Raw genomic sequence first — 25711 nt, forward strand, 5'->3', positions numbered from 1 at the left:
ACGTCAAAGGCCGCCGCACCGTCCCCGGTGCGGCGGCCACTTCACGCTGGGCTCACTCGGGCCGGCGACGCACCAGGGTGATGCCGTCGGCCACGGCGAGCATGCTGACGTCCACCCGCTCGTCGCCGTGCAGCCGGGTGTTGAGCTCGCGGACGGCCTCGGTGTCGGGGTCCTGCGCCGACGGATCGACGACCCGACCGAAGAAGAGGGTGTTGTCCACGACGATCAGCCCGCCCGGACGCACCAGCGTCAGACAGAGTTCGTAGTACTCCGGGTACCCCGACTTGTCCGCGTCGACGAACACGAGGTCGAAGGCGCCGGGGCCGTCCGCTCCGTCCTCGGCCCGTAGCTTCGCCAGGGTCTCCCGGGCGTCGCCGATGCGCAGGTCGATCCGGTCCGCGACGCCGGCCCGCTCCCAGTAGGGGGCCCCGATGGAGGGCCAACGGTCGGTGATGTCGCAGGTCACCACCCGTCCGTCGGCGGGCAGCGCCCGGGCCAGGCAGAGCGTGCTGTACCCGGTGAACGTCCCGATCTCCAGAACGGAGCGGGCGTTCACCAGTCGGGCCAGCAGGGACAGCAACTGCCCCTCCTCGGGGGGCACCTGCATGGCCACCCCACCGGGGAGGCCGGCGGTCTCCTCGCGGAGTTCGCGCAGCAGCGGGTCCTCGCGTACGGAGACCTCACGGACGTACGCGGCGAGGCGCGGGGTGACGGCGATCTGATCAGCCACGATGGTCCTTCGATGTCGATCGGTGCGCGGACGTGCGGGTGCCCGTCAGGAGGCGGCGGAGGCGGTGGCCAGGCCGGAGCGGTGCTGGTCCAGCTCCTGCCAGATGCCGTCGAGCGCCTCGACGAACGCCCGGACCTCGTCGGTGGAGTGCACCGCGCTCGGCGCGATGCGCAAGATCTCACTGCCCTCGCGGACGCTGGGCGCATTGATCGCCTGGACGTAGATGCCGTGCCGCTCCAGCAGCAGGTCGGAGATGCGCCGGCTGGTCGCGTCATCGCCCACCAGGACGGAGACGATGTGCGACTCGTCGGACAGGAACGGTATGCGGAGCTGCTTCAACAACCGGTGCAGCAGCGTCGCGTTCTCGCTCAACCGGCCGCGTTCCTCGTCCGAGGCGCGCAGATGGCGCACCGCGGCCAGGCCGCCCGCGACCACCGCGGGCGGCAGGGCCGTGGTGAAGATGAAGGAACGGGAGAGCCTGCGGACGACGTCGATGAGGTCCGCGGGACCGGCGATGTAACCGCCCGTCGTACCGAAGCCCTTGGCGAGCGTCCCCATGATGACGGTGAACCGGTCGGCGAGACCGAGGCCGGCGGCTATCCCGGCACCCTGCGGACCGTACATGCCGACCGCGTGCACCTCGTCCAGGAACGTCATCGCCCCGTGGCGCTTCGCGATGGCGGCGATCTCGGCGAGCGGCGCCACATCACCGTCCATGGAGTACACGGACTCCGTGACGATCATCTTGGGCCGGTCCGGATCGGCCGCGGACACCAACTCTTCGAGGTGCGCGGCGTCGTTGTGCCGGAAGATCCGCTTCTCGGCGCCGCTGTGCCGCAGACCGTCGATGATCGAGGCGTGGTTCTTCTCGTCGGAGAAGACCAGACAGCCCTCGATCTGCCCCGCCAACACGGACAACGCGCCCTCGTTGGCGGTGTAGCCGGAGGTGAACAGCAGCGCCTCGTCCTTCGCGTGGAGCTCCGCGAGCTCCCGCTCCAGCAGGACGTGCTGCCCGTTCGTCCCGCCGATGTTCCGCGAGCCGCCCGCTCCGGCCCCCGACGCGCCCAACGTGTCGCGCATCGCGGTCAGTACGGCGGGGTGCTGCCCCATACCCAGGTAGTCATTGCTGCACCACACACTGATGTCGGCGGGGTGCCGCGGGCGGCTGCTCACGGCCGCCGGGAAACGCCCGGCGATCCGGTCGACCTCCAGGAAATCGCGTTTCGGCCCGGCGGAGTCCAGGGCCGTGTGCAGCTTTTGCAGGGCGTCGAGGTAATGAGACATGACGTCGACCCGTTCTCTGGAATTCATGACGGTGAGGCGGCAGCGTTCCGCGGCCGTGGGCGGCGGAGCGTGGTGCGGTGTGTGCACGACTCAATTCCGTCATGCTCGCGGCAGCCCCGTGCGCGGGAACGTAAAACGTACTCAGGTCGCTGGGAAGGAGCGTTCCGGGTGGCAATTCTCGCGGTGTCGAATATCATCCCGATGGCGTCTCGATGACTTCCTCGAATTGTTCGCGATATATGTGTCACGGCCTCGTGGATTCATTCTCTTCACATTGTCGGCGCGGTATGCTCTGCGGGATTCCGCCATGGGAGGGGACGAATTCACCATGCCCGCGAACACCACGTACGTCGGCGAGATCCTCGGGGTCCTCGACGCCGAACCCGGCCGACCCGTCCTCACCTGGCGCGATGTGACGCTCACCGCCCGGCAGTTCACCGGCGCCGTGCGGGCCGCCGCCGCGGTGCTGCACCGGTGTACCGGCGGCCGGCCCGACCTCGTCGTCGGCGTGCTCACCGTGACGAACACCCCGGCCACCCTGATCCTGCGGTACGCCGCGAACCTCGTCGGAGCCACGGTGGTGCACCTGCACACCATCAACGCGGTCGACCCGGGCGACCGGATCGGCCTCGACGCCGCCCGCCGGATCGTGGAGGAGACCCGGGTGACGGTGTTGGCGGTCGACGCGAACAACCTGGAACGGGCCCGCGAGGTGCGCGACGGCGTACTCACCCCGGTCGACATGGTGGCACTCGGCGACCTCGGACCGGACGTCATCGACCTGACCGCGGGCGACCCCGCGTTCGACGCCTCCGCGGTGGCCGTCGCCCCGTCCGCCGACGCCGTCGTCACCTACACCAGCGGTACCACGGGCAAACCGAAGGGCATCGTGGTCAGCTTCGGCACCCGTAGGGGATTCATCACCGGCGGCCTCCAACAGGCCTGGCGCGCCGTCTACCTCGCCACCCTGCCGATGAGCCACTCCAGCGGACAGGCCGCCGACGACACGCTCGCCTCCGGCGGCACGGTGGTCCTGCACGACGGCTTCGACGCCGGCAGGGTGCTCGCCGCCGTCCCGCACCACGGGGTCACCCGCCTGCTGGTGTCGCCGCCGCAGCTGTACCTCCTGCTCGACCACCCCGACGTCGACCGCGCCGACCTGTCCAGCATCACCGTCCTCAGCTACACCGGAGCCCCGTCCTCACCGGAGCGCCTGGCCCGCGCGGCGAAACGGTTCGGACCGGTGCTCATGCAGATATACGGCACCAGCGAGGCCGCCGCCATCACCCTGCTGACCCCGTTCGAACACTCCGACCCGGCGCTGCTGACCACCGCCGGACGCCCGCTGTTCACCCAGCTGCGCATCCGCGACGAACAGGACACCCGGGACCTGCCCACCGGCGAGACCGGGGAGATCCTCGTCCAGTCGCCGTTCGCGATGACCCGGTACGTCGGCGACCCGGAACTCACCGCCCGGACCCTGCGCGACGGCTGGCTGCACACCGGCGACCTGGGCTCCCTCGACGCCCGCGGCTACCTCACCCTCCGCGGCCGACGCTCCGAAACGGTGAAGACGGGCGGCATCAAGGTCTACCCGGCCAACGTGGAACGGGTCCTCCTCGCCCACCCGGGCATCGCCCAGGCCGCGGTCTTCGCGGTGGCGGACGGCGACCGGATCGAGCACCTGCACGCAGCCGTCGCCCTCCGGGACGCCCGCACCCCCGTCACCGAGGAGGAGCTGAAGGCCCGGATCGGCGCGGAACTCTCTGCCCCGCACGTCCCCGAGCGCATCCACCTGCGCCCCACGCTGCCGTTGACCGCGGTCGGCAAGCCCGACAAGGCACGGCTGGCCGCGGAAACGGGCGGCTGAACCGCCATGAGCCTCTCCCTGGCCGCCGTCCTCGCCGAGTCCGCCCTGCGCCGGCCCGAGCACCCGGCCCTCGTGACGACCGACGCCACCCTCACCTACGCCGAACTCTGGGCCGGCGCCCGCCGCCACGCCGCTGTGCTCCGCGGACAGGGCATCGGACCCGGCGACCGGGTGGCGCTGCTGCTCCCCAACGCGCCCTGCTTCCCGATGGCGTACTTCGGGGCGCTCGCCCTCGGCGTGACGCTCGTCCCGATACCGACGACGCTGCGCACCGACGAGATCGCGTACGTCCTGGCGGACTCCGGAGCGCGCCTGCTGATCTGCACCGAGGACGCGCGCCACGGTCACGGCGGCGCCGCCGCGGCCCGGACGGCCACGCCCGTCCTCACCGACGCCGCCCTCGACGCCGGGACCGACGCCGTCGACGCCCTCGTCCCGCGCACCCCCGACGACATCGCACTGGTCCTCTACACCTCCGGCACCACCGGCCGCCCCAAGGGCGCCATGCTCACCCACCTCAGCGTCTTCCTCAACGTCGAACTCGGCAGGGAATCACCGTTCGCGATGCACGCCGACGACGTGCTGTTGGGCTGTCTGCCGCTGTTCCACACCTTCGGGCAGATCTGCGGCATGAACACCGCCTTCCGGGCCGGCGCGACCGTGGTGCTGATGGAACGCTTCGACGGCCCGCGGGCACTGGACCTCATGGCGACGCACGGCTGCACGGTGCTCATGGGCGTGCCGACGATGTACCTCGCGCTGCTCGCCGCCGCCGAACACCCCACCCGCCCGTTCCGGTTGGACCGGGCCTACTCCGGCGGGGCCGCCCTCCCCGTCGCGGTGCTGGAGGAGTTCGAGGCGCGGTTCGGCTGCCCGATCTACGAGGGGTACGGCCTGACCGAGACCTCGCCCGTGGTCGCGTACAACCAGCGGGCCTGGCCACGGCGCCCCGGAACGGTCGGCAAACCGATCTGGGGCGTCGACGTCGCGATCGCCCGCTCCGACGTCGACGACCGCATCGAACTGCTCCCCGCCGGCGAGGTCGGGGAGGTCGTCATCCGCGGCCACAACGTGATGGCCGGCTATCTGAACCGCCCCGAGGCCACCGCCGAGGTCCTGGTGGACGGCTGGTTCCGCTCGGCCGACCTGGGCCTCCTGGACGCCGACGGGTACCTGCGCATCGTCGACCGCAAGAAGGACCTGGTGATCCGCGGGGGATACAACGTCTACCCGCGCGAACTCGAAGAGATCCTGGCCCGACACCCCGCGGTGGCGCAGGTCGCCGTGATCGGCGTGCCGCACGACACCCTCGGCGAGGAGGTCTGCGCGGTCGTGGTGCCCCGGCCGGGCGCCGCCGACGAGGCGTTGCCCGGCCGGATCGTGGACTGGTGCCGGGAGCGCATGGCGGCCCACAAGTACCCGCGGCTGGCCGTGCTCACCGATGCGATGCCGTTGGGGCCCAGCGGGAAGGTCCTCAAGCGGGAGCTGACGGCACGGTTCGCGACCCCGGGGGCCCGCCGCCCGTGACGCCCGGGGCGTGGTCCCCGGGCCCGGGAGGCGGCTCGGCCGCAACCCGCCGCCCCGGGCCGGGGACCACCCCCCGTGGTGTCACCCGGCCTGCGGAGCGGTCCCGTACGCCGCCCGGTCCATCTCCCTGGCGTAGGCCCGGACCACGTCGCACAGGAAGTACCGTCCGAAGCCGTCCTGCTCCAGCAGGTTGGCGTCGACGAGGCGGTCCAACGCGTCCTCGGCGTCGAGGTGGGAGCAGTCGAGCCGCTCGGCGACCGAGGCGGCCGTGAAGGTCGAGGTGTCGGGGGTCCCCAGGGTCCGCAGCACCCGGTCCGGGCCGACCCTGCGCCCCACCGGGGTGCAGAGGGCGGCGTAACTACCGGCGAAGCAGTCGCGCACCACCAGGTCCCCGACGCTCAGCTCGTCGAGCAGCCGTTCGGGCGCCGCCAGCCGGGCGGCCATGTCGGCGAGCGGGCGGTACGGCTGCTGGCGCAACCGGATGCCGATGATCCGCAGGGCCAGGGGCAGGCCGCCACTGATCCGGACGATCTGCTGGGCCGCCGCGAGTTCCGACTCGACACGCGTCCGGCCGACGACCGCGCCGAGCAGGTGCAGGGAGCTCTCCTTGTCCATCCGGCGCAGCACGATGGTCCGCGCACCCTCCAGACCGGCCAGCCGGTCCCGACTGGTGATGATCACCCTGCTGCGCGCGCCGCCGGGGATGAGGGGGCGCACCTGGGCGGTGTTCGCGGCGTCGTCGAGCACGATCAGCAGCTTGCGGTCGGCCACGACGGAGCGGTACATGGCCACCAGTTCGGCTTCGTCCTGGGGGACCGCGCCGTGCGGCACGCCGAGATCCCGCAGGAACCGGGCCAGCACGCCCGAAGGATGGGCCGGTTGCCCTCCGCTGCCGCCCAGGGAGGCGTAGAGCTGGCCGTGGGCGAACTCCCCGCGGTACGCGTGCGCGGTGTGCACGGCGAGGGCGGTCTTGCCGACCCCGCCACCACCACTGAGGACCGTCGTCGCGGCCGGGCCGAGGGCCGGGTCCCCGGCCAGCGGGTCGAACGGGTCGCTGCCGCCGGGTTCGTCGTCCGCGGACAGTCGACGGGCCACGAAATCGGGTAGGGCGGCCGGGAGCTGGGCCGGCTGCGGTCGGGACGAGGTGATCCTGGCCGACGGGCGGGCCACGGCGGGCACCGGATCGGAGGGCGGCGCACCCTCCGCGGCGAGGATCCGCGCCTGCATCTCCTGGAGTTCGGCGCCCGGCTCGGTGGCCAGCTGCTCGACCAGCAGCGCCCTGGTCTGCTGGAAGACGTTCAGCGCGTCGCACTGCCGGCCGGAGCGGAACAGCGCCAGCATCAGCCGGGCCACCAGTGCTTCCCGCAGGGGGTGTTCGCGGGTCAACCGCCAGAGTTCCGGAACGAGGCTCGCGTGCCGGCCCAGTTGCAGGTCCAGATCCAGCCGCCAGCTCAGGGTCTGGAAGTACCGCTCTTCGAGGTGCCGCACCTCGATGTCGCGTAAGGTCGTCGAATCTATGTCGTGCAGCGGTTCGCGCCACGCCGACAGCGCCGCCGTCAGCTCCGCCGAGGCCCCTTCGAGGTCCCCTGCCGCGGCGAGTACGCCGGCCTTGTCCCGACGGTTGTTGAACCGGCCGAGGTCGGTCTCCTCCTCGTCCACCTCGATCAGGTATCCCGGGGTGCGGGTGATGATCCGTGCTCCGGCCTTCGGGCCGAGCGCCTGCCGCAGCCGCATCACGTAGGTGCGCACCACGGCCGGTCCGCTCGGCGGCGGCGTGCCGTCCCAGACGAAGTCCTGGAGGCGATCCACCGAGACGATCTGCTTGGCACTCAGCAACAGGGCGGCGAGGATGACTCTCTGCCGTGGCGCGGAAACCGTCAACTCACGCTGGCCGACTTCGACGACAAGCGGACCAAGAATCCTGAAATCGATCAAATCGCTTCCTTCTTCGGCCAAGATGTCGGATCAGTGCCCGGGAACGGTTGACCGACGGGGCATCGGCTGCATCTGGCAATCACGGGCGGGGTGGTGCACGCCTACGGTGGGGACGTTGTCGCTATTCGGGCGAATCGGAACGTGTGGCGAACATTGCTGGGGCACGCGGTCGTTGTGCGCTGCAAGGGGGCCAACTGGTAGGTGGGTCGATCGTGTTCACTCCCGGTGAGCAGCGTAGCGCTTTCCGTGGTTGCACGGTGGTGGGCGAGGTGCCGTTGATCCCCAAGATGATGCGTGGGCACCATGGGTTCCCCTTCGAGGACCGTGTACGGAAGTTGTTCGAATTGGTTTCACGCGTTTGACGTTCTGCGTTCTTCTTCAGGGAGGGGGCTCGACTTCATCCATGGTGCGGACACGTACCTGTCCGAAGAGTTCCCCGTTCTCCTCCGCCCGCACCAACCGGCGCGCCGGATCCCCGGGCGGGGCGGGAAGTGGTACGTTCTGCCGTCGTTCGCCGCCGAGGCACGGGGTCCGGCGGTGCGGGAACGACGGGGGCGGGCGATGACCGAGGGAGTGCTCTCCCTGGCGGAGCTGGATCGGGTGGCCTGGGCCGAGTGGGAGTCCATGGGCGGCCCGGCGGCGGACGTCCCGGCCCGACTGCGGGCGCTCACCTCCGCCGACCCGGGCCATCGGCACCGGGCCTGGGAGTGGCTGGGGACCCACCTCTACCACCAGGGCACCGTCCACCCGGCGGCGGCGCACGCCGTGCCCTTCCTCCTGGGGCTGCTCGCCGAGGGCGGCACCCCCGATCGCGAGCGCGCCCTCGGCTACCTCACCCGGCTGGTGGAGCCACCGTCCGAGGACGGGGCCACCCCGCCGGCCGGCGGTCCGCCGGATGACGGTGCCGCCCGCCGTGCGGTCGCCGCGGGGGCGCGAGCCGTGCTGCCGCACCTGGACGCCGCCGACCCGTCGACCGCTGGCGCGGCGGCCGAACTGCTGGCCTGGTTCCCGGAGCTGGCGTCGGTCTCCCTCCCCGGACTGCGCAGGCTGTGCGCCCGCCGGCTGCCCGGCCGGGAGCGCACCACCGCACTCATCGCCCTCGGTGCGCTCGCCGGGGCGGCGGGCACGCGCTCCGACGCGGCGCTCCTGGAACGGCTGCTGGGAGATCGGGCCGACCCCGACCGCTGGGCCGCGGCCGTGGCCCTCTGTCGCATCACCGCCCCCGACCAACTGCCCGCGGCCGTCGCCGCGATGGTCGCCGAACTGGCGGCCGTGAACGTCGACCCGGAGGGGTACGAGAGGGTCTGGCGCACCCGTTTCCATGACAACCACGTCGCCGGGCTGCTCGCGGCGACGTTGCGGCAACTACCCGGGGAGCGCGGGGAATCGACCCGGGACGTCGTCGCCCGCCAGCTGGGCGAGCCGGTGGCCGCGCCGGACGACGTCGCCGCGGTCGCCTCCGGGTTGGTGGTCGACGCACTCGGTGATGTAGCCACGGTGGCCTCCGGAGCGTTGACCCCGTGGCAGCGTGCGGTACTCGGAGCGCTGCCCGGCGCCGACCGCGCCTGGGCCTCCGGAGAACTGGGCCCCTGGTTGACGTCCGCGTACGGCCTGCCGGGCACGCGGGAGGCCCTGGCCGCCTGGCTGGCGCGCTCCGGGTGACCGCGCGGTGGTCCGCTGTGCCGTACGGACCGGTGTCACTTCTGCCCGAGCCACAGATCCGGGCCGAACACCTCGTAGTGGATCGACCGGGCGGGCACGCCCCGGTGCAGCAGGTCGTCACGGACGGCCCGCAGGAAGGGGAGCGGCCCGCACAGGTAGGCCGTCACCCCGTCAGGCAGGTCCAGGGCGCTGACGTCGACCCGGCCGGGCAGCGCCTCCGGTTCGACGTCGCCGGGGTCCTCGTACCACAGGCGCAGCGTCGCCCGGGGGAGCCGAGCGACCAGCGCGTGCAGTTCCTCGCGGTGGGCGTGGGTGGCGGGGGTGCGGTCGGCGTGCACGACGGTCACCCGGCGGGACGGCTCGGTCCTGGCCAGGTGGTCGAGCATGGACAGCATCGGCGTGCAGCCGATTCCGGCGGAGGCGAGGAGGAGGGGCTCGTCGCCCGGCGGCAGCACCAGATCGCCGAACGGTGCGGACACGGTGAGGACGACGCCGGGCCGGGCGTGCGCATGGAGCCAGTGGGACACCTCGCCGTCCGGTGTCCCGTCGGCCGCCACCCGCTTGACGGTGATGCGCCACTGGGGACGTCCCGGCGCGCCGGAGAGGCTGTACTGGCGGATCTGCCGTGCGCCGTCCGGTAGCGGGGCCCGCACGCTCAGGTACTGACCGGGCCGGAACGCCGTGAGGGGGCGGCCGTCAGCGGGGCGCAGGGTCAGCGAGACGGTGTCCGGGGTCTCGGTGCGGCGCTCGACGATCACCATCCGCCGCCAGGTGTCGGTGCCGGTAGCTCCGGCCTCGCGGTAGAGGCGGGCTTCGACGGCGATCAGGGCGTTGGCCATGAGCCAGTACACCTCGTCCCAGGCGGCGGCGACCTCGGGCGTGACGGTGTCCTCGCCGAGCACCTCGGCTATCGCCGCGAAGAGGTGGCGGTGGACCAGCCGGTACTGGTCGGGGGCGATGCCCAGTGAGGCGTGCTTGTGCGCGATCCGTAGGAGCAGTTGGTCCGGCCGGTCGTCGGGCCGTTCGAGCAGCATCCCGGCGAAGGCGGCGATCGATCCGGCGAGGGCCTGCTGCTGGGAGCCGTTCGCCTGGTTGCCGCGGTTGAAGAGGTCCCGCAGCAGCTCGGGACACTCCTCGAAGAGGCGCCGGTAGAACAGATCGGTGATCTGTTCGATGGCCGCGCCCACGACCGGCAGGGTGGCGCGGACGACCGGGGCGGATCGGGGGGACAGCACGGCGACTCCTAAGTGGTAGATGATCTGCATATTTAAGGGGAGGGGAAGCCTCGCCCGAGGGGTGGGGGAGCGTTAGGCGTGCCGGCGTCCGATCAGCCCGACCAGCACGGGGCCGGTGGGCGAGGCGGCGAGGTCGTGGACGGTCAGCGGATCGAGTGCCGAGTAGAACGCTTCTTGGGCGGTGCGCAGTGCCCCGCGGAGTCGGCAGGCCCCGCGCAGCGGGCAGGGGGAGTCGCCCTCGCAGGCGACGACCTCCTCCTCGCCCTCCAGGTCGCGGACCAGGCGGCCGACCGAGGTGTGCCGCCCGGCCTCCGTGAGGGCGAGTCCGCCGCCCCGGCCCCGTCGTGCCTCGATCACGCCCAGGTGTTGCAGCCGTGCGATGGCCTTGGCCATGTGCGTGTACGGCACGTCCATGGCGTGGGCGACCTCGCGCGTGGTGAGCGGTTCGGCGTCCTTGGTGGCGGCGAGGGTCATCACGGCGCGTAGTGCCAGGTCGGTGAACTTGGTCAGCCGCATGTTCGGACCGTATCAAATATGCATTCGGGAGTCTTATTTGGGTGGGTCGTTCGACGTCGGCCCGGCGGAAAGTGGTGGTGCCGGACCTAGGCGCGGCGGACACTGCCCGCCGCACCCGAACCGGCTGAAGATCGTTGTCGTGTGCCGGGGTGCGGAACCCGGTCTCCGCGGCTCGACGGTGCTCAGGCCCGGTCGGCCCCGTCTTCCACCATGTCGTCAGGGGTGAGTCCGTCCATGAGCGCAGACGCAGACGCAGCCGCCGTCGCCACCATGCGTGCGATCAGTCAGGGGTCCTTCGGCGGGCCCGAGGTGCTGAGGGAGGTGCGGTGCCAGGTCCCGGAACCGGGGCCGAACGAACTCCTCGTGCGCGTGCACGCGGCCGGGCTCAACCCGACCGACTGGAAGCACCGGGCGAGGGAGGCGTTCCTCGGCGAACCGCCGTTCGTCCTCGGCTGGGACGTCTCCGGGGTGGTCGAGACGGTCGGGACCGGAGTCACCCTGTTCGGGCCGGGGGACGAGGTCTTCGGGATGTTGCCCTACCCGTACGGTGCGGGGGCGCACGCCGAGTACGTGACCGCGCCGGCCCGCGCCTTCGCGTCCAAGCCGTCCAGAATCGACCACGTGCAGGCGGCAGCCCTGCCGTTGGCCGCGTTGACGGCTTGGCAGGCGCTCGTCGACACCGCTCGGGTGGGGCCGGGGCACCGCGTCCTGATCCATGCGGCGGCCGGCGGGGTCGGTCACCTGGCCGTGCAGATCGCCAAGGCCAGGGGGGCGTACGTGATCGGTACGGCCAGCGGGGACAACGACGGGTTCCTGCGTCGGCTGGGCTGCGACGAGGTGATCGACTACCGGAAGGTCGACTTCGCCGAAGCCGTCAGTGGGGTGGACATCGTCCTGGACGCCGTCGGGGGTGACTACCGCGCCCGCTCGCTCCGGACCCTGCGCCGGGGCGGTGTGCTCGTCTCCCTCCAGCCCTACGGGAAGCGGGAACTCTCCGCGGAGGCGGACCGGTTCGGGGTGCGCGGTGAGGTGATGATCGTCGAGTCCGACCACGCCGGAATGAACGCGATCGCCGACCTCGTCCGGGCCGACCGCTTGCGCGCCACCATCGCCGGGACGTACCCGCTGGCCGATGCCGCCGAGGCGCACCTGCGGGGGGAGACCGGACGGACGGCCGGCAAGTTGGTGCTCCTCGTACGGTGATCCGGTGCCGTACGCGCCACCCGGGTGGTCCGACGCGCGGCCCGCCCGGCTCGGTGGGCGTGGTGGCAGAGTGCGCCGCGCCCACCATCGGGTGAAATGCGTTCCAGGGGGGCGGCGGTGGCCGGTGAGGCGTGAGCGGACATCTTATGTGATCTTGTTAATCCCTAACCCCCTTATGTCGACACATCTCTGACGTTGCATCATATGAATGTGTGACTGGATTTTCTGACGGAAGAATCATTTCCTCCCGCATTTCCTGGGTGCCGGTGGCCATGTGCGTGCCTTGCCCCGCGTCAATTCCGCACCGTAGCGTTCGTGGCTGCGAGGGCGTCGGGTGGCAGCCCTCGTGGTCCTGGCCAGGGCATTTCTGTGCTTGCCGTCGAAGTGGCGACCCCTGCGGTCGCACGTTCTTCGAGAAAGGGCAATTCGCATGACTGTTCCTGGAACCTTCCCTTCGATTCCCGCGGCACTGGTCTTCGACTGTGACGGCACGCTGGTGGACACGGAATCCCACTGGCAGGCCGCACGCATGCGGTCCTTCTCCGAATTCGGGCTGAAGGCACCACCCGGTTTCGCCGAGAGAGCGGCCGGGGTGCACTACACGGAATGCGGGAGCCTCATGGCCGAGGAAACCGGCACGCCGGAACTGGCCGACGCGTTGACGCAGGCCCTGCTGTCCCACTTCACGGAACTCGCCGACACGGCCCCGACCACCATGCCCGGTGCCGAGGACCTGGTGCGCTTGGTCTCGGGTCGACTGCCGCTGGCGGTGGCGAGCAACTGCCCGGCCGCCGTGGTGGAGGCCAGCCTCGGCAGGGCAGGCCTCCTCGACCACTTCGACCACCTCGTCGTCCCGGACGAGGAACTGCGGCCCAAACCCGAACCCGACCTCTACTCGCGCGCCGCGGACCTCTGCGGCACGCCTCCCGGGGACACCCTGGCCTTCGAGGACTCCCTCACCGGCATCGAAGCGGCACGCCGCGCCGGACTGCGGGTGGTCGGCGTCGGCAGGCAACCGGGGTGGCAGGAGCACCCGGCCAACTGGTGGGTCGACACCCTCGACGCCCTGGAACTGGTCAGCTGGATGCGGGGGACCCTCCCCGACGCCACCGACTGACCCGGGTCGCCCCTCGGGGGTCAGACGTCGTTCGACGTCGCTCGCGAGGTGCACCACAGGAAGACCAGGGCCGCCGCGGCGATGACCGCCCCCAGGGCGTACACCGTCGCCGCGCCGGCTCCGAGGGCGGCGCCGCCGAGCGCGGTGCCGAGGCCGATGCCCAGATAGATCGAGGACGAGTTGAGCGAGACCACCAGCGGGGCCTCCTGCGGGGCGACCTCGATCAGTCGGTGCTGTTGCGCGGGTGTCTGGCACCAACTGCTCGCACCCCAGAGGAACACCAACAGGCCGACCAAGGGGGTGGCGTCGGTGCCCACCGCGGCGAGCCGACCCAGTGACCCGAGGGCGAGCGCCATGACGACGTACCCCACGGTCAACACCGTGGTGGAACCCCGGACGTCGGTGGCGTAACCGGCGGCCAGATTGCCGACGACGGCACCCAGGCCGTACAGGAAGAGCATCCACAGGACGGCGTCCCCGTGCACGTCGACCGCCCCCAGTACGGGCACGCTGTAGGCGTACGCCGTGTAGCTGGCCGCCATGCCGAGCACGGTGAGCGGTAGCACGCCGAGGACGGCGGGTCGTCGCAGTACGGCGAGGCGGGTGCGCAGCGGTACCCGGGCATGGCCCGGCAGCCACGGCATGACCAGGCGCAGCACCGCGGCGACGAGCAGGCAGAGCGCCGCGACCAGGGCGAGTGCGGTGCGCCAGCCGAACCACTGGCTGGCGGCGCTGCCGAGCGGGACGCCGAGCGCGGTGGCGGCGGTGAGTCCGCCGATCACCACGGCCAGTGCGCGACCGCGGAGTTCGGGGCGGACGAGGGCGGCGCTGACCGCGCCCGCGGTGGGCGTGTAGGCGGCCGCACCGGCCGCGGCCAGCACGCGGCTGCCGAGCAGGGCGACCGGGTCGGGGGCGAGCGCCGAGCCGAGGTTGGCGATGCCGAGCACGGACAGCGCGCCGATGAGTAAGGTCCGGCGCGGCAGCCGTGCGAGGGCCGTGGCCAGTACCGGGGAGAGGACGGCGTAGGCGACCGCGAAGACGGTGATCGACTGACCCGCCGTCGCCGAGGACATCCGGAGGTCCTCGGCCATGGAGGGGAGGAAGCCGGCCACGATGAAGGCGTCCGTCCCGACGGCGAAGGCGCCCAGTGCGAGGACGAGGGTGGACGGCAGTCCGCTCCGGGGCGTCGGGTCCGGGGCGGCCCGGTTCGACCGTCCGATCGGAATCGAGACGTTTGACATCCTGATTCTCCTTCTGCGTCCGTGTGCGCGGTGCCCGCGTCGACGGGCGCGGCGCCGGGCCGCTGTGGGGGTGGGTGTGCTCAGCCGGTGGTGCGTGCGTAGTGGCGCCGGGTGCGCTCCGCGGCCGTGGCCGGTGCCGCGGCCATCAGATCGGCCACCGTCTGCCCGGCGAGTTCCCGACGCCAGGCGAGTTCGGCCCTGCGCATCGCGGTGGCGATCCCGCAGGGGTGTCGGAACTCCTGTGCCGGGGTGTCGATGCCGGCGCCCCGCTGGCGGATCTCGGTGCAGCGGAAGGCGTCGTCCGGGCCCTCGATGGCGGCGACCACGTCCATCAACGTGATCTGCTCCGGCGGCCGGCCCAGTCGGAAGCCGCCCCGGGCGCCGGGGGTGGAGTTCAGGATTCCGGATCGCACCAGTGTCTGGAGTCGCTTGGTGAGGTAGGCGGGCGGGAGGTCGAACCAGGCCGCCAGTCGCGCCGTCGGTACCGGCGCCTCGTCCTCCAGCCACGCCAACGTGAGGCAGCAGTGCAGGCCCCACTCCACTCCCTCGCCCATGCGCATAACCAGGACGATACACGTCCGGGTTCCGGCGGGCTGCGGGGGCGGGCGGGGCTCGTCAGGTCGGCCGGTGCGGAGCGGGGTGGCATGATCGGGGCATGTCTGACCGCATCATCGCCGCCTGTGACGGCTCATCGAGGGGCAATCCGGGGCCCGCCGCCTGGGCCTGGGTCACGGCGGACCCCCAGGGGCGCCCCCAGCGTTGGGAGGCCGGGCCGCTGGGCGCCGCCACCAACAACGTCGCCGAGCTCACCGCCCTGGCGCGCCTCCTCGAAGCCGTCCCCGCCGGCACGCCGCTCGAAGTGCGCATGGACTCGCAGTACGCGATGAAGGCCGTCACCCAGTGGCTTCCGGGGTGGAAGCGCAAGGGGTGGAAGACCGCGAGCGGTAGCCCGGTGGCCAATCGGGACCTCATCGAACACATCGAGGACCTGTTGGCCGGCCGGGACGTGGAACTGGTCCACGTCCCCGCCCACCAGGCGGACGGCGACCCGTTGAACGCGATCGCCGACCAGGCGGCCAGCGACGCGGCAACGGCCCAGACCCCCGCCGGTACGGCCCTCGGCCATCACGAACTGCCGGTCCCCGCGCCCGACCGCGCCACCGAGTCGCGGGCGAAGCGGCCGGCCGGCCGTCGCCCGAAGGGCACCGCGGGGTCGGGGCGCACGGACGGTCAACCCCGGGTGATCAGCGCGAAGTTCGCCGGTCGATGCCCCTGCGGCTCCTCCTACACCGCCGGCACCAAGATCACCAAGGTCGGCACGGGCTGGGGTCACCCGGACTGCCGTACGGAACGGGCCGCCGCGGACCGGGCGTCGGGAGCGTGACGGGGACCCGCCGGAGGTGAGTCACGCCGTACGGTGGGTCCTGTGCACCACTTCGACAACGGGAGTTGCGGCTCCCACCGGACCTGCCCGTCGGTGAGTTCACCGCACGCCGACCATCGGCCCGGCGGCAGGGGGACGGCATGAGACTGGAAGCCGTGGGCAAGCGCCACGGCCGCGGGGAGTGGGTCCTGCGGGACGTGCACCTCGCGGTCCGAGCCGCCGAGATCGTGGCCTTCACCGGCGACAACGGTGCGGGGAAGTCCACCCTGTTGCGCCTGCTGGCCGGCCTCTCGCGTCCGACACGGGGCAGGATCACCGGAAGGCCGCTCGGCGTCGGCTACGTGCCCGACCGGTTCGGCCCACCGGGACGGCTCTCCGCGCTCGCCTACCTGGTGCACCTCGGCCGGGTCCGCGGACTGTCCACCGGCGCCGCCACCGCACGCGGTCGACTGCTGCTGGAGCGGCTGGCGTTGGTCGGCGGCGAGGGCGCGCAGTTACAGACCCTGTCCAAGGGCAACGCACAGAAGGTCGCACTCGCCCAGGCCCTGCTCGTCCCACCGGAACTCCTGGTCCTCGACGAACCGTGGTCCGGTCTCGACGCCTCCGCGCACCAGGTGCTCGCGGAGATCATCACGGAGGTCGCCGAGGCCGGCGGCGCCGTGGTGTTCACCGACCACCGGGAGGCCGTCGGCCGGACCGGCGCCACCACCACGTACGCCGTACGGCAGGGACGGGTGACGGCCCTCCCGGCCGTTGCGGAGGTGAGCACCGGGCGCACCGCCGCCGCGACCCGCCCCCTCACGGAGGTGGGCCCCGCCACCGAGGTGGTGCTCACCCCCCGCGCCGGCGGACGGCCGGCGCGACCGCTCGACTGGACGGCGGTCGGCGCCCTCTCCCACACCGTGCGCGGCCCCGACACCGTCCTGCGTGTGGACCCCGCCCACTGCGACGCCCTGCTGCTCACGGCGCTGGGCAGCGGATGGTCCGTGGTGGCCGTGGCCCACCAGGGAACGCGGACGCCCACCCGACCCGGCCCGGGAGGCGGCCCCAGGTGATCGCACTGATCCGCTACTCGCTGGCCGTCGTGCTGCACTCCCAGCGCTATCTGCCCCCGCTGCTGCTCTTCACCGGCCTGCTCGGGGTGCTCACCGTCAGCGGCAGCGGACCGCTGCCGCCGGCGTACGCCTCCTCCGCCGGTGCGCTGTTCCTCGCCTCGACCTGGCTGGCGGTCGCCCTGCTGGACCTCGACGGTCCCTCCCAGCGCGCCATCGTCACGGTCAGCACCGGGCGGTCCTGGAAGGTGCTGGCCGGTTCGACGGCCACCGTCCTGCTCAGCTGCCTCCCCCTGCTGGTGCTCGGCCTCCTCTTCCCGCTCTGGGTGGGCGCGTACCAGGTCCGCCCGGTCGACCTGCTGCTCGGTGCGGTCGCCCAACTCGCCTGCGCGTGCACCGGAACCGCCATCGGACTGCTCTGTTCCCGGTCGGTGTTCCGGCGCCCCGGATACGGGCTCGTCGCCGCCCTCACCCTGGTGCTGACGACGTTGTTCACTCCCGGACTGCCCCCCGTCAACCGCCTCTTCCGACGGATGGCCGACTCCGTCGACTCCGCTGCGCTCCTCGCGCCGGCGTGCGGCATGCTCGCCCTGTCGGTCGTCCTGCTGGCGCTCGCGGGGACGGTGACCCACCACTTCGCCGCGCGCCGTGACTGAGCGCCCGTGCCGGCCCGTGGGGCGGGATCAGGTCGGTAGGACCGGGAAGTTGGCGTGGAACACGTTGTCCGGATCGTAGGCTTCCTTGATCCGCAGCAGCCGGCCGAGCGTCGCCGGCGGATAGGCCCGCGGCAGTGCGGTGGCGTGCTCATGGGTTTCGAAGCTCAGGTACAGACCCGTGGCGCCCAGCGCGTCCCAGGCGTCGTCCGCGGGACCGCCCGGAGACCCGCGCAGCATCGCGGAGAGGGCGAAGTTCTGGCTGCGGTGGGCGTAGGCGGTGGCGTCGGCGGGCGTGTCGTTGACGGCGCCGCCCACGGAACGGATCTGGAAGTAGCCCGTCCCGCCGTCCTCGAACATCCCGGCCACGGCCTGGGTGACCCCTTCGTCGAGGTGGTCGACGAGCGCGGAGCGCATGCGGTAGCCGCCCTCGCCGCGGTGCACGGCGCGTCCGGGGGTGACGACTCCCGAGTACGGTACGAGCCGGGCCTGTTGCTGGAGCACCGGGGCGATGCCGAGGAAGGGCTCCAGCGCCGCGACCGCCGCCTCGGTGTCGTCGCCCGCCCACAGGGCGTACGTCTGGCCGATCACCTGTCCGCGCTGCCGGACGACGGTGAGGAACGGGGTCAGCTCCCGGGGGCTCGCCTCGACCAGTGCGCCCCAGTCGCCCAGGAAGCCCGTCAGGTCGGACGCGTCATGGGTGAAGACGGCGAGCACCACGTCATCGAGTTCCGTCGCCTCGATGTCGAACGAGGTGACGACGCCCATGTTGGCCCCTGCGCCCCGCAGCGCCCAGAACAGGTCGGGCTCGTGGTCGGCGTCGGCGGTCACCCGCCGGCCGTCCGCGAGGACCACCTCGACGGCCCGGACGTGGTCGATGGTGAGGCCGTACGAGCGGGCGAGGAAGCCGATCCCGCCGGTCGTCGCGAGCCCGCCCGCGCCCACCCCACCGGAGTCGCCGGAGCTGATGGCCAGACCGTGCGGGGCGAGCTTCGCCGCGACCTCGCCCCAGCGCGCGCCGGCTCCGACCCGGACCAGACGGCGTTCGCGGTCCAGCAGGGTCACCTGGTCGAGGGCGCCGAGACCGATCACGATGCCACCGTCGTTGGTGGACCGTGAGCTGATGCCGTGGCCGCCGCTGCGGACGGAGAGGGGTACGGACTGGGTGCGGGCGTAGCGGACCGCGTCGGCCACCTGGTCGGCGGTGGAGGGCCGCAGGACGAGTCCCGGCGCACCCCGCCACAGATACGTGGACCGTACGTTCTCGTAGGCGCGGTCCCCCGGCTCCACGGCCCGTTCGGCGAGGGAGTCGGGCACCGCGTCGTAGTCGATGCCGTCGTGCCGTAGGGCCAGGGCGGCGGCCGGCCGGACCCGTCCGGTGGCGGCCGTGCCGGTGGCGGCCCGTTCGGCGGCGACCGCCTCGCGCAGGGCGGGGGCCACTTCCCGGCCGAAGAGGGAGAGGACGCGCGGGTCGTCGGAGCCGAGGACGAAGGTGCTGAAGCCGTCGTCCAGGACGAACCGCAGCAGCTCCTCCACCCACTGCTCGGGCGGACCCTGGAGCTGTCCGGTGGAGGGGCCGAAGGCACCGGTGATGTTGAGCAGCCGGCGGATCTCCCGGGGGTCGCGGCCGACGCGCTCGGCTTCCTCGTCGATGAGGGCGTTGCTCTCGGACACGGTCGGCGCGCCGAGGTAGCTCAGGCTGGGCAGCCACCCGTCGGCCTTGGCCCCGACCATCCGCAGCAGCCGCGGCTTGTAGGCACCCAGCCAGATCGGAATGTCGTGGGCCGGGGCCGGCCCCCGCTTGGCGCCGTCCACGGAGTGGAACCCTCCCGCCACGCGCAGGGGGCCGCGTTCGTCGGCGTCCCAGATCCCCCGGATGATGTCGATCGCCTCGCCGAGCGCCGTGACGCGTTGTCCGGGTGTCAGGGCGGGCACGCCCATGGCGCTGATGGCCTCCCAGAAGGCGCCGGCCCCCAGTCCCAGGCCCAGCCGGCCACCGGAGAGCAGGTCCAGGCTGGTCGCCGTGCGGGCGAGGACGGCGGGGTTGCGCAGCGGCACACCGGTGACGTTGCTCCCCACGCGGATGTGCCGGGTGTGTGCGGCCACCCAGCTCAGCAGCGTCCAGGTGTCGAGCAGCCCGGGGTTGTAGGGGTGGTCCTGGAAGGTGACGAGGTCGAGGCCGACCTCCTCGGAGAGGACGGCCAGGTCCACCACGCCCTGCGGGTCGCGGGTGCTGGGGGTGAGGAAAGAGCCGAACTCCAGTTCGTGCCCGTAGTCGGCCATGGTGCTGCCTCCCCTGGAGGTGCGGGTGCGCCGCTGAGGGCGGGTGCACCCACCGGAACGGTGTCGTTGAATGGTCAACGAAAGGGGCCGCCGGGTTATGCCCGGTCGCTCCGGTCACCTCGGCGACACGCTCCACCACCGACCCCGACGGACCAGCACGAACACCGGCCCCCGGGTCGACGTCCGCGTGCCCTCAGGGCAACGGCACGAGGTCGCCCAGGACGCTGTCGGGGCCCAGGGAACGGCCCCGCGCGAACGCGGCGGCGAACCCGTCCGTCCCCAGGGACCGCCGGAGCCGGGCGCTGACCCGGTCCACGTCGCCCCGCTCACCGTCCGGCAGCGGCGCGCCCACGGCGCAGCGGGCCGCATCGGCGGCGCCCAGCAGCCGAGCGGCCTCCTCGGCGTCCCCGAACAGCGAACGCGCGGCGGCCGAGCCCTCCAGGCCGAGCGCGACCGCCCGCGGATCACCCGAGCCCCGGGCGGTGGCCAAGCCCTCCGCGTGGAGCCGCAGGGCCGTGTCCCGGTCCCCCCGCGCCTCCGCGACGAACCCCAGTTCCGCCAGGATCAGCGGGGGCCGCGCGGGCTCGTAGCCGAGCCGACGGTGCAGGACGAGGACCCGCTCGAAGGCCGCCTCCGCGGCGTCGAGGTCACCGGCGCGGCGCGCCCCCATCGCGAGCCCCGTCTCCGCGTACTGCTCGCTCATCCCGTCCGACTGCTCCACGGCGAGCCGCCGCGCCCGCCCGTGGTACTCGGCCGCCAACGGCAGGTCACCGGTGAGCAGCGCGATCCGCCCGAGCCCGGAGAGCTGGAACGACACCTCCCGCCACAGCCCCAGGTCCTCCGCCAGCCGCAGGGCCTCCCGGTGCAACCGGCCGGCGCTCGCGTAGTCGCCGGTCACCTCCGCGAGGGTCTGGAGCGGGACCAGGGACTGCACCTGGCCCCAGGCGTCCCCCAACTCCGTGAAGACCCGCAGGCTCTGTTCACCGAGACCGCGCAGCACACCGAAGCGGCCCCGCAACTTGGCCTGGCACGCCTGGCTCGCGAGGGCCGCCGCGGTGCCCCACCGGTCGCCCATCGCACGGAACTCGCCCAGCGCCCCGGTGATCAGGTCCTCGCTCGGCGTCGCGTCGGTGATGCCGTACAGGTTCAGACCGAGGAACCAGCGGGACCACGCCAGCCCCGCGGGGTCGTCCACGTCCGCGTACCGCGCCAGGGCCGTCCGGTACTCGGCCGCCGGGTCGGCGGTGCCGCCCAGCGCGAGGCGGACCCCGCCCAGCAGCGCGCTCGCCCGGGCGATGCGCGAGGCCCGTTCCCCGGGGCGTCCGTCGGGGCGTCCGTCGGCCGGGTACGGCACGGCGAGGGCCCGGGTCAGTGCCCGCTCGGCCTCCCGGTGACGGCCCCGCAGGTACCAGTACCAGCCCAGGGCGTTCACCAACCGCAGCGCGCGCTCGCCGTCGCCGTCCCGTACCGCGCCGTCCAGCGCCGCCCGCAGGTTCGCGTTCTCCGTGTCCAGACGGCGCAGCCACTCCCGCTGGCCGTGGCCCCGCAGATGGGGTGCGGCGCGCTCGGCCAGGCGGGTGTAGTGGTCGCGGTGCCGCTCCTGGAGCCCGGCCAGCTCGCCCGCCGCCCGGAGCCGGTCGAGACAGTACGCCGCCACCGACTCCAACAGTCGGTAGCGGGGCCCGTCGGTGCCGTCGCGCACCACGACCAGCGACCCGTCCACCAACCGTGTCAGCAGGTCGAGCACGTCGTGACGGTCCACGCCGCCGGCCGGGCAGACCGCTTCCGCGGCGGGCAGGTCGCAGCCGTCGGCGTGCACGGCGAGGCGGGTGAGGACGGTGCGCTCCCGCTCCCCGAGCAGCTCCCAACTCCAGTCGATGACCGCCCGCAGGGTCCGATGGCGCGGTGGGGCGCCGCGCACCCCGGAGGCCAACAGCCGGAACCGGTCGTCCAGCCGGGCCGCGAGTTCGCTCAAGCCCAGCACCCGCACCCGGGTGGCGGCCATCTCCACGGCGAGCGGTATCCCGTCGAGCCGCCGACAGATCGCGGCGACCTCCCCCCGGGCGGTGTCGTCGAGCGCGAACGGGGCGACGGCCGCCGCCCGGGCCGCGAAGAGGGCCACCGCGTCCGGCTCGGCCAGCGGCGGCACCTCCTGGAGGCGCTCCCCGGGCACCCCCAACGGGAGCTGACTGGTCGCCAGGACCCGTAGCCCGGGCAGCGCCGTCAGCAGCCGGCCCACCAGGTCGGCAACGGGTTCGACGACGTGCTCGCAGTTGTCGAGGACCAGCAGGGAGGGCCGGTCGCCCAAGGCGTGGGCCACCCGATCGGCCAGGGACCGCGGCCGGTCGCCCGGCGTGGCGACGTCATCGCGGACCCCCGCGACATCGGCCACCAACTCCAGTGCCCGGGTGTCGTCCGCTCCGTGCGCGGGCGGCAGCGCGGCGAGGTCGGCCAGCCGCACCCCGCCGGGGTCCGCGGCGGCCGAGCGGGTGGCCGCCGCCCACGCCAGCCGGGTCTTGCCGACCCCGCCGGGCCCGGTGAGCGTGACCAACCGGTGGGCGGCGAGGACCCCGTCGAGCTCCCGTACCGCCGCGTCCCGACCGACCAGCTCGGTCAGTCCGCCGGGGAGCCGGGCCGGTGGCCTGGCCGCGGTGGTGACCGGCGCGGGCGCCGCGGCCAACGCCGGGTCCTGGCTGAGGATCGCCCGGTGCAGTGCGACCAACGGAGGGCTCGGATCGACCCCCAACTCGTCGGCCAGCCGCTCCCGCAACTCCGTGTAGCTGGCGAGCGCGGCACTCTGCCGGCCGGCCAGGTAGAGCGCCCGCACATGCGCGGAGCGCAGCCGCTCCCGTAGCGGATGCCGTTCCGTCAGATCGCCCAACTCATCGGCGACCAGAGCGTGTTCCCCCAGGGCGAGTCGGGTCTCGGCCTGTTCCTCCCGTGCGGTCAGTCGCTGCTCGGTGAGCCGGGCGGCGGCGGCGCGGGCGAACTCCTCGTCCGCGAAGTCCCCGTAGGCGGGGCCCCGCCAGAGCGCGAGGGCCTCGGCCCACAGGGCGGCCCGCGCGACCGGGTCCTCGGTGGCCCGCGCGGAGTCCGTCAGGGCGTCGAACTGATCCGCGTCCACGGTGTGCACCGGGTCCGTGCACCGGGCGCCGCCCGTGCCGCCCGTGCCGTCCGTTTCGTTCGGGGAAGGCGCACCGGTGCGCAGTCGGTAGCCGGTCGGGAGCGACACGACCAGGTCACGGCCGCCGGGCTCGGCGCCCTCCAGCGCCCGACGCAACTGCCACACCTTGTTCTGGAGGGCTGCCGCGGGATGCCGCGGCAGCCGGTCCCCCCACAGGTCGTCGATCAACCGGTCGGCGGACACCGGGCCCTCGCGATGGGTGAGCAGACACGCCAGTAGCGCGCGGACCTTGAGTTCGGGGACCTGTACCGGTCGCCCGTCCGATGTCCACACGGCCAGTGGACCGAGCACCCCGAAACGCATGGCCTCACGCTAACCCATGCTCAGGGCCGCACTCCGCCCCCGGGAACGGGTCCGGAGCGCACCCCGGGCGAACCGCCCGGCACCGAGAGCGGACCGGGAGCGGACCGAGAGGGGGAACCGGCACGGTCGGTGGCAGCACACGAAGAGAGCGAGGCGAACCGACATGACCGACCCGTCCGGCACCCCCGAACGCGGTCTGCGCCTGACCGTCATCATCGGCAGCGTGCGGGCCCCCCGCTTCGGCCCCACTCCCGCCCGCTGGATCGCGGCGCTGGCCGCGGCCCGCGAAGGGCTGGAGGTCGACGTGATCGACCTCGCCGAGGTGTGGCTCCCCGACGTCCACCCGGACCGGACCGGCGCCCCGCCCCCGCCCGCGGTCCGCGACCTCGCCCCCTGGCTGGCCGGCGCGGACGCCTTCGTGGTCGTGACACCGGAGCACAACGGCAGCATCCCGGCGCCCCTCAAGAACGCGATCGACTGGTACGTCGACGAATGGCGCGCCAAGCCCGTCGGATTCGTCAGCTACGGCGGGCCGTCGGGCGGGCTGCGCGCCGTGTCGCACCTGAGGGAGATCTTCTCCGCGCTGCACGCCGCCACCGTCCGCGACACGGTCGCCTTCGTCGGCCCGGACGGCTGCTTCGACGGGCAGGGGCGCCCCACGGACCCCGAGACGACGGCGGCTGCCGAGGCGCTGCTCGACCAACTCGCCTGGTGGGGCAGGGCCCTACGGGAGGCCCGCGACCGACGCCCGTTCCCCGTCTGACCCCGCCCGCCGTCCTCGGGACGGCCGCGACTCCCCCCACGTCCCCACCCGGCCGCCTCCCGGCGACACCGGGACCACCTCACGCCCCTGACGGCCGGCCGTCGTGCGACGGACCGTGCCCGGAAAGGAAGACCATGCCCTCCACCGTGCCCACGGAGGTTCCGCTCAAGGCCGGGCCCCGACAGTGGGCCGGGCTCGCCGTCCTGGCGCTGCCCACCCTGCTGATCTCCCTCGACCAGAGCGTGCTGTTCCTGGCGCTCCCGCACCTCGCGGAGTCCCTGGCCCCCAGCGCCAACCAAACGCTCTGGATCATGGACATCTACGGGTTCATGATCGCCGGTTTCCTGGTGACGATGGGCACCCTGGGCGACCGCATCGGCCGCCGCAAACTGCTCACCGGCGGGGCCTTCGTGGTCGGCGTGGCCTCGCTGCTGGCCGCGTTCTCCACCAGCGCCGAAATGCTGATCGTCACCCGCGCCCTGCTCGGCATCGCCGCCGCCACCCTGATGCCGTCCACCCTGGCCCTGATCGGCACCCTCTTCCGCGACCCGCTCCAGCGCGGCCGGGCCATCGCCGTGTGGGCCTGCTGCTTCATGGGCGGCACCGCACTCGGGCCCGTGGTCGGCGGGATCATGCTGGAGTACTTCTGGTGGGGCTCCGTCTTCGTGCTCGGCGTCCCGGTGATGGTGCTGCTGCTCCTCACGGCGCCGTTCGTGCTGCCGGAGTACCGCAACCCCGATGCCGGTCGGATCGACCTGCCCAGCGTGGTCCTCTCGCTCGGCGCCATCCTCCCCGTCATCTACGGCCTCAAGGAGATAGCCCGCGAGGGGTGGGGGCTGCTCCCCCCGCTCGCCATCGCGGTCGGGCTGGCCATCGGCATCCTGTTCGTCGCCCGTCAACACAAGTTGACCGCACCGCTGTTGGACCTGAGCCTGTTCCGACAGGGCGCCTTCACCGCCTCGCTCCTCATCCTGATGCTGGCCATGATCACCATGGGGGGCAGCTACCTGTTCATCACCGGGTACCTCCAGATGGTCGAGGGACTCTCGCCGTTCGAAGCCGGACTGTGGATGGTGCCCTCCGCGCTGCTCTCCGTGGTCACCGCGATGCTCGCCCCCACCCTCGCCAAGCGGCTCCCGATCGGAGTCATCATCGGGAGCGGCCTCGTCGTCACGGGCATCGGCTACGCCCTGCTCGTCTTCGTCGACCCGGTCGCCGGACTCCCGCTGCTCCTCACGGGCTTCGTCGTCGCCTTCATGGGCACCGGCCCCATCGGCGCCCTCGGCACCAACCTCGTGGTCGGCTCCGCGCCGCCGGAGAAGGCGGGGTCCGCCGCCTCGATGTCGGAGACCAGCGGGGAGTTCGGGGTCTCCTTCGGCCTGGCGGGGCTCGGCAGCCTCGGCGGGGCGGTCTACCAGGGCCAGATCACCGTCCCCGATGGCCTACCGGCGGGAGCCGCCGAGGCCGTGGGCAGCAGCATCGAAGGGGCACTGGCGGCAGCCGAGACACTGCCCCCGGCGCTGAGCGAACAGGTGCTGTCCGCCGCGGGGGAGGCCTACACGGCGGGGCTCAACACCGTTGCCGTGGTCTGCGCGGTGCTCGCCGCGGTGACCGCGGGAATCGCGCTGACCGTGCTGCGCCGGGCGGGAGCAGCCGCCGCGCAACCCACGCCCGCCGACGGTTCCGAGGCCCCGCAGCCGGTGCCCCAGCACCACTGACCGCGTCGGGAGCGCCCGCGGCCCCTGCGGACCGCCGGCGCTCGTCGACGT

Annotated in this window: 19 protein-coding genes; 10 read left to right on the forward strand and 9 right to left on the reverse strand. The window is 72.9% G+C overall.

Annotated features, from left to right (window positions below; all coding sequences use genetic code 11):
- Positions 1-52: 52 nt before the first annotated feature.
- A complete protein-coding gene (locus ACFWIA_RS01960; protein ID WP_386999420.1) occupies positions 53-730 on the reverse strand; it encodes an O-methyltransferase in 678 nt (225 codons plus the stop codon).
- A gap of 45 nt (positions 731-775) precedes the next feature.
- Positions 776-2014: a 5-aminolevulinate synthase gene (gene hemA / locus ACFWIA_RS01965; protein WP_386999489.1), complete on the reverse strand. Its 1239-nt coding sequence runs from the start codon at positions 2012-2014 to the stop codon at positions 776-778.
- Positions 2015-2321: 307 nt separating this feature from the next.
- Here hemA and ACFWIA_RS01970 point away from each other — a divergent pair, with 307 nt between their 5' ends.
- Together ACFWIA_RS01970 and ACFWIA_RS01975 are read left to right on the forward strand one after the other, a co-directional pair.
- Positions 2322-3884, forward strand: a complete 1563-nt coding sequence (locus ACFWIA_RS01970; RefSeq protein ID WP_386999422.1) for a class I adenylate-forming enzyme family protein — start codon at positions 2322-2324, stop codon at positions 3882-3884.
- Positions 3885-3890: 6 nt separating this feature from the next.
- Entirely contained in the window at positions 3891-5411 is a 1521-nt protein-coding gene (locus ACFWIA_RS01975; RefSeq protein ID WP_386999424.1) for a long-chain fatty acid--CoA ligase, read from the forward strand.
- Between the two features lie 81 nt (positions 5412-5492).
- On the opposite strand, the gene ACFWIA_RS01980 is transcribed toward ACFWIA_RS01975, so the two are convergent.
- Entirely contained in the window at positions 5493-7346 is a 1854-nt protein-coding gene (locus ACFWIA_RS01980; protein ID WP_386999426.1) for a BTAD domain-containing putative transcriptional regulator, read from the reverse strand.
- Between the two features lie 561 nt (positions 7347-7907).
- Here ACFWIA_RS01980 and ACFWIA_RS01985 point away from each other — a divergent pair.
- Positions 7908-9008: a hypothetical protein gene (locus tag ACFWIA_RS01985; protein ID WP_386999428.1), complete on the forward strand. Its 1101-nt coding sequence runs from the start codon at positions 7908-7910 to the stop codon at positions 9006-9008.
- Positions 9009-9043: 35 nt separating this feature from the next.
- Here the strand turns inward: ACFWIA_RS01985 and ACFWIA_RS01990 are convergent, their stop codons facing one another.
- On the reverse strand, positions 9044-10243 hold the full coding sequence (locus ACFWIA_RS01990) for a globin domain-containing protein (RefSeq protein ID WP_386999430.1): 1200 nt from the start codon (positions 10241-10243) through the stop codon (positions 9044-9046).
- A 72-nt stretch (positions 10244-10315) separates the two neighbouring features.
- The gene (locus tag ACFWIA_RS01995) at positions 10316-10759 is read right to left on the reverse strand and encodes an RrF2 family transcriptional regulator (protein ID WP_386999432.1); all 444 of its coding nucleotides are present in this window, start codon (positions 10757-10759) and stop codon (positions 10316-10318) included.
- Between the two features lie 234 nt (positions 10760-10993).
- Here ACFWIA_RS01995 and ACFWIA_RS02000 point away from each other — a divergent pair, with 234 nt between their 5' ends.
- Both ACFWIA_RS02000 and ACFWIA_RS02005 read left to right on the forward strand, forming a co-directional pair.
- The gene (locus tag ACFWIA_RS02000) at positions 10994-11962 is read left to right on the forward strand and encodes an NADP-dependent oxidoreductase (RefSeq protein ID WP_386999434.1); all 969 of its coding nucleotides are present in this window, start codon (positions 10994-10996) and stop codon (positions 11960-11962) included.
- Between the two features lie 430 nt (positions 11963-12392).
- The gene (locus ACFWIA_RS02005) at positions 12393-13079 is read left to right on the forward strand and encodes an HAD family hydrolase (RefSeq protein ID WP_386999436.1); all 687 of its coding nucleotides are present in this window, start codon (positions 12393-12395) and stop codon (positions 13077-13079) included.
- A 20-nt stretch (positions 13080-13099) separates the two neighbouring features.
- Here ACFWIA_RS02005 and ACFWIA_RS02010 read toward each other — a convergent pair whose 3' ends face one another.
- Positions 13100-14320 carry an MFS transporter gene (locus tag ACFWIA_RS02010; RefSeq protein ID WP_386999438.1) on the reverse strand — a complete coding sequence of 407 codons (1221 nt, stop codon included), beginning with the start codon at positions 14318-14320 and terminating at the stop codon, positions 13100-13102.
- 80 nt (positions 14321-14400) lie between these two features.
- Positions 14401-14880: an RrF2 family transcriptional regulator gene (locus ACFWIA_RS02015; protein ID WP_386999440.1), complete on the reverse strand. Its 480-nt coding sequence runs from the start codon at positions 14878-14880 to the stop codon at positions 14401-14403.
- A gap of 95 nt (positions 14881-14975) precedes the next feature.
- On the opposite strand from ACFWIA_RS02015, the gene ACFWIA_RS02020 reads away from it, so the two are divergent.
- From ACFWIA_RS02020 to ACFWIA_RS02030, 3 genes are all read left to right on the forward strand, one after another.
- Positions 14976-15704 (forward strand): ribonuclease H, encoded by a 729-nt coding sequence (locus ACFWIA_RS02020; protein ID WP_386999442.1) that lies wholly within the window; start codon positions 14976-14978, stop codon positions 15702-15704.
- Between the two features lie 140 nt (positions 15705-15844).
- On the forward strand, positions 15845-16759 hold the full coding sequence (locus tag ACFWIA_RS02025) for an ATP-binding cassette domain-containing protein (protein ID WP_386999445.1): 915 nt from the start codon (positions 15845-15847) through the stop codon (positions 16757-16759).
- Positions 16756-17412 (forward strand): hypothetical protein, encoded by a 657-nt coding sequence (locus ACFWIA_RS02030; protein WP_386999447.1) that lies wholly within the window; start codon positions 16756-16758, stop codon positions 17410-17412. The genes ACFWIA_RS02025 and ACFWIA_RS02030 overlap by 4 nt, the downstream gene beginning before the upstream one ends.
- Before the next feature lie 27 nt (positions 17413-17439).
- Here ACFWIA_RS02030 and ACFWIA_RS02035 read toward each other — a convergent pair whose 3' ends face one another.
- Positions 17440-19692, reverse strand: coding sequence for an LLM class flavin-dependent oxidoreductase (locus ACFWIA_RS02035; RefSeq protein ID WP_386999449.1), 2253 nt, complete (start codon positions 19690-19692; stop codon positions 17440-17442).
- 193 nt (positions 19693-19885) lie between these two features.
- The gene (locus tag ACFWIA_RS02040) at positions 19886-23179 is read right to left on the reverse strand and encodes a BTAD domain-containing putative transcriptional regulator (RefSeq protein ID WP_386999451.1); all 3294 of its coding nucleotides are present in this window, start codon (positions 23177-23179) and stop codon (positions 19886-19888) included.
- Positions 23180-23342: 163 nt separating this feature from the next.
- Between ACFWIA_RS02040 and ACFWIA_RS02045 the strand changes: the two genes are divergently transcribed.
- Positions 23343-23942, forward strand: coding sequence for an NADPH-dependent FMN reductase (locus ACFWIA_RS02045; RefSeq protein WP_386999453.1), 600 nt, complete (start codon positions 23343-23345; stop codon positions 23940-23942).
- 134 nt (positions 23943-24076) lie between these two features.
- Complete coding sequence (locus tag ACFWIA_RS02050) at positions 24077-25660, forward strand: MFS transporter (RefSeq protein WP_386999455.1); 1584 nt, start codon at positions 24077-24079, stop codon at positions 25658-25660.
- The last annotated feature ends 51 nt before the right edge of the window (positions 25661-25711 follow it).

It is taken from the genome of Streptomyces sp. NPDC127068, assembly GCF_042724695.1.
GTDB lineage: Bacteria > Actinomycetota > Actinomycetes > Streptomycetales > Streptomycetaceae > Streptomyces.